The following is a 10,972-nucleotide window of genomic DNA, read 5'->3' on the forward strand; positions in this document are numbered from 1 at the left end:
GTGGTCACTTCCGACTGGCGCGCCACAACCCCAGCGGGGCGAAGACGACCAGTAGCACGGCGGGCGCCAGGAAACCGGCGGCGGGCAGGAGTTGGTACACCGGGGTGAACACCGGCGGTGACAGCGCGCCGCCGGAGAACCGTCCAGCTTGGACGACGGAGACCGCACCGGCCCGGTTCTCGCCGTCGCCGGACAGCATGAGCGCGTTCAGGCTGACGATCAACAGCTGCGCCGCGACGCCACCCACCGCCCACAGTGCCGCCATGGCCGCGATCGACGGCACCACGCCGATTCCGGCCATCGCGACGGCTCCGACGATCGCCCCGATCGTCGCTGCCCTGCGTGCCCCGACGCGGTCGATGGCGTGCCCGAGGAATCGGGCGCTGACGATGCCCATCACGCCGAACCCGGTGAGCAGCAGTCCTCGTGCACCAGCGCCCAGCTGGAACACTTCCTCGGCCCGCAACGCGACCATGAACGACAGTCCGCCGAGGCTCGCCCACGCCACCAACGCCACGAGCGCTGTCCAGAGCGTCGGCGCCTGCCAAGCCGACCGCAGCCGGACCCGTCCGCTGGGCTTCGCGCTTCGCGGGACCCCTGCCGCGGCGAGCACCGCGGCCACAGCGGCGACCGCCCAGAACGCCCACGTCCACCGGACCTCGGCGGCGAGCCCGCTGACCAGTGGCGCGCTCGTCTGGCCCGCCGCCTGCAACGACGCGAACAACCCCAGCGCCCGGCCGAGCCTTTCCGGCGGTGTCGCCGCCGCGACCGCGGCCAGCAACAGCGGCGTCGTGAACGCGTTCGCGGCGCCCTGAACCGCCCGTGCGCCCAGGAAAACCCCGAAGCTCCCGGACAACGCGCACACCGCCGACGCGGCGATGTACACGATGTACGCGACGCGCACTGCCCGCTCAGGCCCCCACCTGGCGCCCAGCGTTCCCGAGAACAGCATCAGCACGGCGAACGGGACCAGGTACGCCGTGAGCGACACCGATGCCGTCTGCGCCGACACGCCGAACTCCGCGCCCAGCTCGGGCAGTATCGTCGTCGGGACCCCGCCCGCGAACGGCCCGATGAAGCCACCCGCGTACAACGCCACCGTTCGCCCGTGCACTCCCCACTTCATGCGCTACGCCGTCAACTCCTGCTCGAGCCACACCTTGCGGCGGGCGCGTGCGGTCAGACGGTGGCCGTCGAGGAGCTTGGTCATCCGTTCGGCCGCGGCGTCGACGGCCGCTGTGGCGTCCGTGCCCACGTCCTCGAGCAACCGGTGGACGATGTCACCGGCGCCGTCCTGGGCCCACGCGCCGATGATCCGGCCGTTCCACCACACCGACGGCCCGATGTTGCCCACGTTGTCGAACAGCTTCGGGCCGTGCTCGCCCAGGAACCAGTGCCGCTGCTGCCAGCCCATCGGGGTGGGGTCCAACGCGGGCAGCAACGCCGCCCACGGCTCGGTCTCCGGCAGGGGGTCCAGATCGTCGGCGAGTGCGACGCCCGGGCCGGTGTCCAGGTCGACCTCGACCGCGCCCACTTCCGCCAGCGCGCGCTTGACCTTGGTCTTGGTCCAGCGCGTCCACCACTGCAGGTCTTCCGGCGTGGCCGGGCCGTAGGCGGCGAGCCACCGGCGAGCCAGTTCCACCTCCGCGTCCGGGGTCGACCACTGGTTGAGCCCGTCGGCGGTCCACGAGGTCGTCGGCCACCAGTTGTACTGGTGCGAGGTCCACGTCCCCCGTGGACGGCCGCGCACGACGTGCCCTTCGGCGGCCAGTTGGAACAGCAGTCGGCTGGCAGCGCCCTGCGTGCCTTCGTGGGTGGTGCCCTTGGCGATGACGATCTGGGTCCGCAGGCGGGGGTCGTCGGCAGCCAGTTCGGCGGCGGTGGCCGTGCCGCGGGCGGTCAACGCCTTCAGCGCCACCTCCGAGACCTCCGCCAGCCAGCTTTCGGCGTCGTCGACGCCGCTGCCGGTCAAGAAACCGACCAGCTTGCGTCGCTCGGCGGCGGCGACCCCACGCGAACACGCGGCCTGGATGAGCGGGGCGACGTCGAGCGACGCGACGAACACCGTGCGGCGCATGCCGAGCAGCCGGATCAGCGCCCTGTCCTCGTACAGCACGTGTTCGATCGTGCTGACGTCCCCGCCGGTCATGCGGGTCAACGCGGCCAGGTAGACGGTGGTCGGGTCCGAGCTGTGCAGCGCGACCAGGCTGTCGGCGACCTGGACCGGATCGTCGGCTCTGGCCTCGGCCGCGAGCAGGTGCCGCGGGCCCAGCCGCGCCTGCCGCTCCGCGGCGCCGAATCGACGTTTCATGATCCCCCGAGCTCCCTGTCCGTGCGGACGTCACCCTAACCCGGCCAGCCGACACGCTCGGAAGCGATCATGTGGCAAACTGTCTAACATTAGACGCTTTGTCCAAAAGTGGAGGTGGAGGTGTATGACCGATACCGCGGACGCGGTGTTCGCGGCCCTGGTGCCGGTGATCGACGGCATCGCCGGGACGTTCGGGCGCAGCTGCGAAGTCGTGCTGCACGACTACCGCGACCCGGAACGGTCCGTGGTCGCGGTCGCCGGTTCGGTCACCGGGCGTGAAGCCGGTGACACCATGAGCGAGATCGGATTGCGTGTCCTGTCCGCGGGGGACGACGCCCGCAACGAGATCGGCTACCTCACCCGCACCGAGGACGGCCACGTGCTCAGGTCCACCACGCTACCGCTGCGTGACACCGACGGGACGTTGATCGGCGCGCTGTGCATCAACGTCGACATCTCGGCCATCGACCGCGCCGCGGGGGTCCTGTCGGACCTGCTCGGCCTGTCCGCACCGTCTCTTGGGCAAGCCCCCGCGCTGCCGACGACGAACCTCTCCGGCGACATGGACCAGGTGATCGACTCGTTGGTCGAACGCGCCGAACGTGCCAACGCGGTCCCGGTGACCGCGCTGGACCGCGAGCAACGCCTGGAACTCGTCCGCTCGCTGCACGACGCGGGTGTGTTCGCGCTGCGTGGCACGCCCGCGCGGATCGCCAAACGCCTGGGCATTTCCCGCGCCGGCCTCTACAACGACCTCGCCACCCTGAAGAACGGAAGCAGGCAGCCATGATCACGATGACCGAGGCCGAATCAGCCGCGCTGATCGACGAGGACCTGGCGCTGGCAGCCGCGCGGGAAGCGTTCCTCGCGACCAGGACCGGGACCGCTTTCCCCGTCGTGCTGGGACATTCGGGCGCCAACCGGTTCACGCTGAAGTCCGGCTCGGCCGGTGCCCTCGTCGGCGTCAAGGTCGGCAGCTACTGGCCGGGCAACGACAAGGCCGGACTACCACGGCACAGCTCGACCATCGTCCTGCTCGACCCGGACACCGGCCGGCTGGCCGCCGTGGTCGAGGCCGCCGCGGCCAATGCCTACCGCACCGCCGCTGCCGACGCGCTCGCCGTGGACACATTGGCGCGCCCTGACTCCCGCACCTTGACCGTGATCGGCACCGGCCACCAAGCACTGTACGAGGTGCGGGCCGTCGCTCGTGTGCGGCCGATCCGAAAGGTTCTGGTCGTCGGCCGCCGTTCCGATGCGGCACAGGCGTTCGCGCGGGACGTGACCACGCGGACAGGGATCGCGGCCGAGCCTGCCGACGCGAGGACCGCGATCGCCGAGGCGGATGTCATCGTCACGGCCACCACTTCGACGCGGCCCCTGTTCGACGCCGAATGGGTCACACCCGGTACCCACATCTCCGCGATGGGCGCCGACCGCACCGGCAAACAGGAACTGCCACCCGCGTTGTACAGCCGGGCGCTGCTGTTCTGCGACCTGCCGGACCAGTCCCGTGCCATCGGCGAATTCCAGCACGCACCCGCAGTCGGACGCACAGCCGGACCGACTCCGCTCACGGCGGTCCTCGCCGGGGACGCCGAAGGCCGACGGTCGCCCGACGACATCACGGTGTTCGACAGCTCCGGCTTCGCCCTGCAGGACCTCACCCTCGCCGCCGCGCTCCTGCGCAGGCGTGCCGCTCAGGAAGGCAAGCAGTGACCACGCGGCCTGAGTTGGGCTCTTGAGGTTGACACAAAGGGTGTCATGGCACTCGACGGGCCGATCCTGACCATGCGCCACGGTACGGTTCCCGACCTGCCCATCGGCACCCGTCTGCGGATCCTGCCGAACCACGCGTGCGCCACCGCCGCACAGTTCGGCGAGTACGACGTCCTCGACGGTCCGGGTGCGTGGACGCGTCTCAACGGTTGGTGAGCCCGGCCGCGGTCTGGGTGAGGTGGTGAGCCAGCAGTTCGGCCGCGGCGTCGGCGTCACGGGCCAGTGCCGCCTCTTCCAGCCGCCAGTGTTCCTCGGCGCCGTCCCGGTCGGGGTTGCGGTGCGTCGACCAGCGGCGGGTGAGTTCGCTGGCCAGCCACAGCCGGTCGAAGGTCTCCAGCAGCACGGGATTCCCGCAGCCCTCCAGCAGGGTGCGGTGGAAGACGCGGTGGGCCTCGGACCACGTCTCGCTGTAGTACTCGCCTTCTTCAGGTGTGTACGGCGGGGTACGGCTCAGCCGGTGGTGCGCGGCGCGTACACGCGCTTCCCAGTCGAGGTCGCCGCGCTCGACGGACATCCGCAGCACGACCGGTTCGATGGTCCGGCGTGCTTCGGCGATGTCCTGCCAGCGGCGGTCGGAGAACTCGGGGACGGCGAAACCGCGGTTGGGCAGCCGGTCGGCAAGGCCTTCGCCGACCACCCGCACGAGGGCCTCGCGCACCACGGCGAGGCTCACGCCCAGTTCCTTCGCGAGTTCCTGCGGCTTGAGGGCGGCTCCCGGGGCGTGTTCCCCGCGCATGATCGAGTTCCGCAGATGCGCGTGGACCTGCTCGGACAGCATCTTCTTCCCGGCCGGGCCGTCGGTCGCCGGGGCAGCGGTGTCGGTCACACCGATAAGCATAGACGATCCGAGTGATAATCGATTATCTTGATTATGATCGATCAGGCGCTGCCATGGAGCAGTGCCAAGGAGCACCGTCTGAGAGGACCGACCGTGAACAACCCATTCGCCCGCCTTCCCGAAGCGGCGTCCTTCACCGTCACCAGCACCGCCGTCGAGGACGGCGCCGCCTGGCCGGCGGAGCAGTTGGCAGGCAAGGACATCTCCCCGCAGCTGTCCTGGAGCGGCGCACCGGAAGGGACCAGGAGCTACGCCGTCACCGTCTACGACCCCGACGCCCCCACCGGATCCGGCTTCTGGCACTGGGCCGTCGCCGACATCCCCGCGAGCGTCACCGATCTGCCCGAGGGCGCGGGCGACGACACCGGCTCCGGCCTGCCCGAAGGTGCCTACCAGTTGCCCAACGACGCGCGCGTGACCCGTTTCCTCGGCGCCGCACCGCCCGCGGGACACGGAAAGCACCGCTACTTCGTCGTGGTGCACGCCCTTGACGTCGAGTCCATCGGCGTCCCGGCCGACGCGACCCCGGCGTTGCTCGGGTTCACCATGTCCGGGCACGTCCTCGGCCGTGCGGTGTTGACGGCAAGTGCTGAAACACCAGCCGAAACACCCGCATGACCGGACTGATCAACGCCACGGAGATGTATCTCCGGATCATCCTCGAACTCGAAGAGGAAGGCGTGGTGCCGATGCGGGCGCGCATCGCCGAGCGCCTTGACCAAAGTGGACCCACCGTCAGCCAGACCGTCGCCCGCATGCGGCGCGACGGTCTGCTGCACCTCACCGACGACCGGCACTTGGAGCTGACCGAGCGGGGCAGGCAGGTCGCCACGCGTGTGATGCGCAAACACCGGCTCGCGGAGTGCCTGCTCGTCGACGTGATCGGCCTGGAGTGGGAGCAGGTCCACGCCGAGGCCTGCCGTTGGGAACACGTGATGAGCGAGGCCGTCGAGCGCCGCGTCCTGCACCTGTTGCGGTACCCGACCGAATCGCCGTACGGCAACCCGATCCCGGGCCTCGCGGAACTCGGTGAGGCCCACACTCCGCCCGACGAGGACGGGAACATGGTCAGTCTCCGCGACCTCGAACCGGGCCCGGACGGCACGAGTGTGGTCGTGCGGCGGATCAGGGAGCCGATCCAGACCGACTCGCGACTGATGTCCACGCTGCGTCGCGCCGGAGTGCGGCCCGGCGCGGTCGTCAGCGTGACGTCATCGCCATGCGGTGTAAGGGTCGGCGGGGCCGACCTCCCCACACGGTCCGCGGCGCACGTCGTCGTAGCCAGGCGCTGAACGGCGAAGCGGGCGTCCTGACCGGCATGGGCGGTCAGGACGTTCGCTCCCGCAACGGGAAACGGCCGTGTATACAGTGATCATGGACCACGACAGCGCCGCACCCGTGTTCAGCCATTTCGCCAACACCCGGCACGAGAACTGGACGATCATCGGGGTGGCGGATTCGGCCGGTCAGCCGGGTGTGCGGTCGGTCGAGATCTTCCAGGGCCCGGACCATGACCACCCGCGGTTGGTCCTGGCACCCGAGGAAGTACCGCAGTTCGTCGCCGGTCTCATCGCCACGGTCATGCCCGGTGACCTGACCGGCGACACGGAATGACGGGGGAGTCGAAGGTGCAGACGAACCGGCTGGGACGCACCACCGTCGAGGTGACGCGGCTGGGCTTCGGCGGTGGGCCACTGGGTGGACTGTTCGCGCCGTTGGACGACGAGACCGCGGCGGGGGCGCTCGCCGCGGCGTGGGACGGCGGGATCCGGTACTACGACACGTCACCGCACTACGGCCTCGGGCATTCCGAGCGCAGGATCGGTGAGTTCCTGCGACAGCACCCGCGTGACTCGTTCACCCTGTCGACGAAGGTCGGCAGGCTGCTGGTGCCGCAGGACGCGGCCGGGAAGACGGACCCGGTCGGTTTCCACGTTCCCGCCACGCACCGGCGGGTCCGCGACTTCACCCGCGACGGGGTCCGGCGCAGCGTCGAGGATTCGCTGGAACGCATGGGTCTCGACCGGATCGACGTGCTGTACCTGCATGACGCTGAGCCGTTCTTCGACGACGCGTTGCGTCACGGCTACCCGGCGCTGGCGCAGTTGCGGTCGGAAGGCATCGTCGGCGCGATCGGCGCGGGGATGTACGACACGGCACTGCTGACCACACTGGTGCGGGAAACGGATGTCGACGTGGTCATGCAGTCGGGTCGCTACACGCTGCTCGATCACAGCGCGCTGGACACGTTCCTGCCCGCGTGTGAGGAACGCGGTGTCTCGGTGATCGCGGCGTCGATCTTCAACTCCGGCGTGCTCGCCGTGCCAAGGCCGGGCGAGGGTGCGCATTTCGACTACGACGCCGCGTCGCCGGATGTCCTGGAGCGGGCGAACAAAATCGCCGACGTGTGCGAGGCGCACGGGGTGACGCTGCCCCAAGTGGCGATGGCGTTCCCGCTGCGACACCCCGTTGTGGCCGGAGTCGCGGTGGGGATGCGGACCGCCGAGGAAGCGCGGCACAACGTGGACTCGTTCGCGGTGGAGGTGCCCGAGCAGGTCTGGACCGACCTGCGGGCCGCGGGACTGATCCGACAGGAGCCCCGATGTCCGTGACGGCGCTGTGACACGTGGGGCGCTGGAGTGGCCCGCACCAGCGCCTCGGCTAGTCTTACCTGGTGACGGACGAGGACCAGGGAGCGGAGAACCAACTGCTCCGGATGGAGAGGGTGACCGATTCGGCGCTCTCGCACCTGGACTTGGAGAAGTTCCTGGCTGAGCTGCTGGTACGCGTCCAGGAGCAACTCGCCGTGGACACCGCCACCGTCCTGCTGCACGACAGCGCCTCCGGCCAGCTCGTGGCGACCGCGACCGCCGGGTTCGAGGAGGAGATCCGCCAGGGCGTGCGCGTCCCGGTCGGAGCGGGGTTCGCGGGCCGGGTGGCCGCGGACCGCAAACCCGTCGTGGTCGAGCACGTCGACGCGTCGACGGTGGTCAACCCGCTGTTGTGGGAGAAAGGCCTGCACACCTTGCTGGGCGTGCCGATGGTGGCGGCCGGGCAGCTGATCGGTGTGCTGCACGTCGGCACGATCGCCGAACGGAAGTTCACCGAGCACGACATCCAACTGCTCCAGGTGGCCGCGGACCGGATGGCGCTGGCGACTCAGGCGCAGGTCGTGAGGACCGAACGAGCGACCGCCACGGCGTTGCAGCGCAGCCTGCTGCCCACCCGGCTGCCGAGCCTCCCCGGGCTGGAGTTCGCCGCCCGGTACGTCCCCGGCGCCGACATGCGGGTCGGCGGCGACTGGTACGACGTGTTCTCGTTGTCGGACGGCCGCTGGGGCGTGGTGATGGGCGACGTCGTCGGCCACGGGTTGCCCGCGGCTGTGGTGATGGGGCGGCTCAGGAGCGCGCTGCGCGCGTACGCGTTGCTCGACCCCGATCCGGCGGGTGTGCTGGAAAAGCTCAACCGCAAGGCCATGCACTTCGAACCCGGAGCGATGGCGACCGTGCTGTACGCGGTGATCGAACCGGCGGCGGACCGGATCTGCATCTCGTTGGCGGGACACCCGCCGCCCCTGGTCGCCGTCCCGGGTGAGCAAGCGCGGCTGGTGCAACTGCCCGCGGACCCCCCGATCGGTGTCCGGTACGACGATCAGCGCGTCACGAGCGTGGTGGAGTTGCCGCCACGAGCTGTGCTGTGTTTCTACACCGACGGCCTGGTCGAACGGCGTTCCTGGACGCTGGACGACGGTCTGGAGCTGCTGTGCGAGGCGGTCGAGGCCAAGCCTGCCGAATTGGTGTCCGCGAAGGTCATGTCCGTGCTGACCGGGGCATCCCCGCCGGAGGACGACATCGCACTGCTGGTGATGCGCCGTGTGCCGGAAGGTGACGGACCTGCTTGAGCGGGGCCGGTTCGATGGACGGTTCGAGGGGAGCGGGGGCGCGTCTCAGGACGCGAACCGCCTCCGGTCACGCAGCGACGACAAGGGGACACCGATGTCGTCGTGCGCGAGCAGTTCGATGAGCAGGCCCGTTGTGCTCGACCACGGGCAGATCTGCGCGGACTCGTGACCAGTCGCGGCGAGCAGTGCCTCGGCCACCACCGCACCGGCCAGTGACTGCCGGGCGCGGTGCCGGGAGATCCCCGGCAGTTCGGCGCGTTCGGCGGCGGTCAGGTTGGCCAGCCTGGGAATCCACTTCCTGAGATCGGTCAGCCGCAGGTGACGCGCGACGTACGGGCCTTCCCGCTGCGGCCGGGCACCGGCCAGCCGCGCCAACTGCTGTAAAACCTTGGAGCAGCCGATGGCCGTACCGCTCACATCGGTCCCGCTCAACGCGATACGCACGTCGTCGACTGTCCTGGCCCGGATCTCGGCCAGTGACAGGGGGTTGTCGTCGTTGGCCTGGGTGAGTGTCCGTGCGCCGAAGGGAAGTGAGATGGCCGCGTGTGGCCGGGTGCCGCAACCGGCGGCGATCTCGGCGGTGCCGCCACCCACGTCGAGCACCGTGAGCGGGCCCGCGGCGTGACCGAACCAGTGGCGCGCGGCGACGTACGACAGGTGAGCTTCCCGTTCACCGGTAAAGGTCATGAGGTCGACGCCGGTCTGCCGGGCGATGTGCCTGATCGCCTGGTCGGCGTTGGTCGCGTCCCTGATCGACGATGTCGCGTAGGCGACGAGCTCGATGTCCTGCGGCATCACCCGAAGGACATCGCCGATGGCCCGGACGATCTGGTCGATTCCGTCGCGGGTGAGCCCTCCGGTGGCGTCGTACGCGCGGTCGAGTCTCAGCCGGGCCTTGCGCTCCAACGACGGTGTCAACGGGGAACTGCGGGTTCTGTCGACGACAATCAAGCGTGCGCTGAAGCAGCCCACATCGAGAACGCCCACATGCCCCGTTGATCCCCGCACTCGTCACCTCATTCGTTCAGATCGGACATAATACTTACCCCGATCTGTCAGGAGGAAACCAGATTCGGCTGGTCAGCACGTCAACCCGGCAGGTTTTGCAGCATCGTGCGATGAATCCAGCGCTGGTCGACGCTCACATCGGTGTGCGAGCTGTGCCTCACCCCTGCCGGATCGATGCAGTTCTGCGGTGACACCGCCCATGACTCGGGCCGTTGCGTGTCGCTGCCACCGACAACAGCCTGCGCGGGCGTGGCCGACAGAGCCAGCCCGATCACCGCGACGGCCCCGTACACACTTGTCGACCTCCGGTTCACACCATGCCCCCTCGCGTTCGATCTTGCCATGCCGGGAACGTTCTACCGAACGCACGCATAAGTGTGGCCACCTCCTCGCGAAGGTGGCCACGGTGTGCGGGGTGGATCAGAAGATGACGTCGGAGCAGCTGTAGAACGCTTCCGCGCTGTCAGGAAGCTGGCGCTGCCAGATCGCGTAGATCAGGTGCCTGCCGGACTTGCCTGGCGGGATCTGTGCGTTCATCTGGTAGACGTTGCCGGAGGTCGGCGGGTTCATCTGCCGGTAGAAGGGGGTGGCCTCCAGGTCCGACCACCGCAGCAACTTCGTGGGGTCATAGCCGTCCTTGGTGATGTACAGCTCCCACAGACCCGGGTGCGCGGCGGTGTAGAGGTAGCGGAAGGTGAACGCACCGCTGGTCGGCAGCTTCGTGGCCACCCAGTCCGCGCGCGGGAGATCGAAACCCTGGTACTTGGCCCGGCCCGCGCTGCAGAGCTTGCCGTCCGGGATGAGCTGCCGGTGCTTGCCGTTGGCGTTGGGCAGGTTCACCTCGTCCCAGTCGTACACGACCCAGCTGTCGCCGACCGCGATGGCGGCCTTGCACGCGGCGGACTTGGGGGTCTCCGGGTTCTCCCGCCAGCAGTTGTGGATGCGGCTGGTGGGATTGCTCATCGAGCCGTGCGCCGACGCGGGTGCGACCGGCACCAGCAGACTCCAGAACACCGCGCCGACGCCGAACAACGCGGCGAGGGCGACGGATCGTCGCTTGGCCATGGGATCTCCTCAGTAGGCAGGGTTCATGGGCTTTGCCGCAGGGAACATGACAAAACCCACTGAGTGCGCT

Annotated in this window: 14 protein-coding genes; 8 read left to right on the top strand and 6 right to left on the bottom strand. The window is 69.4% G+C overall.

The window, feature by feature from the left end; genetic code table 11:
• Positions 1–4: 4 nt before the first annotated feature.
• Both ALI144C_RS35690 and ALI144C_RS35695 read right to left on the bottom strand, forming a co-directional pair.
• Positions 5–1,126: an MFS transporter gene (locus tag ALI144C_RS35690; RefSeq protein ID WP_076991651.1), complete on the bottom strand. Its 1,122-nt coding sequence runs from the start codon at positions 1,124–1,126 to the stop codon at positions 5–7.
• A 3-nt stretch (positions 1,127–1,129) separates the two neighbouring features.
• Positions 1,130–2,311, bottom strand: coding sequence for a winged helix DNA-binding domain-containing protein (locus tag ALI144C_RS35695; RefSeq protein WP_076991652.1), 1,182 nt, complete (start codon positions 2,309–2,311; stop codon positions 1,130–1,132).
• Positions 2,312–2,435: 124 nt separating this feature from the next.
• Between ALI144C_RS35695 and ALI144C_RS35700 the strand changes: the two genes are divergently transcribed.
• From ALI144C_RS35700 to ALI144C_RS35710, 3 genes are read left to right on the top strand one after another with little or no spacing between them, the layout of a single operon-like run.
• Positions 2,436–3,101 carry a helix-turn-helix transcriptional regulator gene (locus tag ALI144C_RS35700; RefSeq protein WP_076991653.1) on the top strand — a complete coding sequence of 222 codons (666 nt, stop codon included), beginning with the start codon at positions 2,436–2,438 and terminating at the stop codon, positions 3,099–3,101.
• On the top strand, positions 3,098–4,030 hold the full coding sequence (locus ALI144C_RS35705) for an ornithine cyclodeaminase family protein (RefSeq protein ID WP_076991654.1): 933 nt from the start codon (positions 3,098–3,100) through the stop codon (positions 4,028–4,030). Before ALI144C_RS35700 ends, ALI144C_RS35705 begins: the two co-directional genes overlap by 4 nt.
• A 45-nt stretch (positions 4,031–4,075) precedes the next feature.
• Positions 4,076–4,246: a hypothetical protein gene (locus ALI144C_RS35710; RefSeq protein WP_083753679.1), complete on the top strand. Its 171-nt coding sequence runs from the start codon at positions 4,076–4,078 to the stop codon at positions 4,244–4,246.
• Here ALI144C_RS35710 and ALI144C_RS35715 read toward each other — a convergent pair.
• Positions 4,233–4,868 carry a GntR family transcriptional regulator gene (locus ALI144C_RS35715; protein ID WP_193441255.1) on the bottom strand — a complete coding sequence of 212 codons (636 nt, stop codon included), beginning with the start codon at positions 4,866–4,868 and terminating at the stop codon, positions 4,233–4,235. The two genes, ALI144C_RS35710 and ALI144C_RS35715, sit on opposite strands and share 14 nt — an antisense overlap.
• A gap of 93 nt (positions 4,869–4,961) precedes the next feature.
• On the opposite strand from ALI144C_RS35715, the gene ALI144C_RS35720 reads away from it, so the two are divergent.
• From ALI144C_RS35720 to ALI144C_RS35740, 5 genes are all read left to right on the top strand, one after another.
• Positions 4,962–5,546 (top strand): YbhB/YbcL family Raf kinase inhibitor-like protein, encoded by a 585-nt coding sequence (locus tag ALI144C_RS35720; RefSeq protein WP_076991655.1) that lies wholly within the window; start codon positions 4,962–4,964, stop codon positions 5,544–5,546.
• The gene (locus ALI144C_RS35725; protein WP_076991656.1) at positions 5,543–6,220 is read left to right on the top strand and encodes a metal-dependent transcriptional regulator; all 678 of its coding nucleotides are present in this window, start codon (positions 5,543–5,545) and stop codon (positions 6,218–6,220) included. The genes ALI144C_RS35720 and ALI144C_RS35725 overlap by 4 nt, the downstream gene beginning before the upstream one ends.
• A gap of 82 nt (positions 6,221–6,302) precedes the next feature.
• The gene (locus tag ALI144C_RS35730; RefSeq protein ID WP_143231069.1) at positions 6,303–6,542 is read left to right on the top strand and encodes a hypothetical protein; all 240 of its coding nucleotides are present in this window, start codon (positions 6,303–6,305) and stop codon (positions 6,540–6,542) included.
• 14 nt (positions 6,543–6,556) lie between these two features.
• Positions 6,557–7,540 carry an aldo/keto reductase gene (locus tag ALI144C_RS35735; RefSeq protein WP_076992025.1) on the top strand — a complete coding sequence of 328 codons (984 nt, stop codon included), beginning with the start codon at positions 6,557–6,559 and terminating at the stop codon, positions 7,538–7,540.
• Positions 7,541–7,602: 62 nt separating this feature from the next.
• Positions 7,603–8,829: a PP2C family protein-serine/threonine phosphatase gene (locus ALI144C_RS35740; protein ID WP_237774481.1), complete on the top strand. Its 1,227-nt coding sequence runs from the start codon at positions 7,603–7,605 to the stop codon at positions 8,827–8,829.
• 45 nt (positions 8,830–8,874) lie between these two features.
• Here ALI144C_RS35740 and ALI144C_RS35745 read toward each other — a convergent pair whose 3' ends face one another.
• From ALI144C_RS35745 to ALI144C_RS35755, 3 genes are all read right to left on the bottom strand, one after another.
• The gene (locus tag ALI144C_RS35745; RefSeq protein WP_076991658.1) at positions 8,875–9,837 is read right to left on the bottom strand and encodes a Ppx/GppA phosphatase family protein; all 963 of its coding nucleotides are present in this window, start codon (positions 9,835–9,837) and stop codon (positions 8,875–8,877) included.
• A gap of 80 nt (positions 9,838–9,917) precedes the next feature.
• Complete coding sequence (locus tag ALI144C_RS35750) at positions 9,918–10,130, bottom strand: hypothetical protein (RefSeq protein ID WP_076991659.1); 213 nt, start codon at positions 10,128–10,130, stop codon at positions 9,918–9,920.
• Positions 10,131–10,257: 127 nt separating this feature from the next.
• Positions 10,258–10,902 (bottom strand): lytic polysaccharide monooxygenase auxiliary activity family 9 protein, encoded by a 645-nt coding sequence (locus tag ALI144C_RS35755; protein WP_076991660.1) that lies wholly within the window; start codon positions 10,900–10,902, stop codon positions 10,258–10,260.
• Positions 10,903–10,972 lie beyond the last annotated feature (70 nt).

The sequence above is a fragment of the Actinosynnema sp. ALI-1.44 genome (genome assembly GCF_001984155.1).
Lineage (GTDB): Bacteria > Actinomycetota > Actinomycetes > Mycobacteriales > Pseudonocardiaceae > Kibdelosporangium.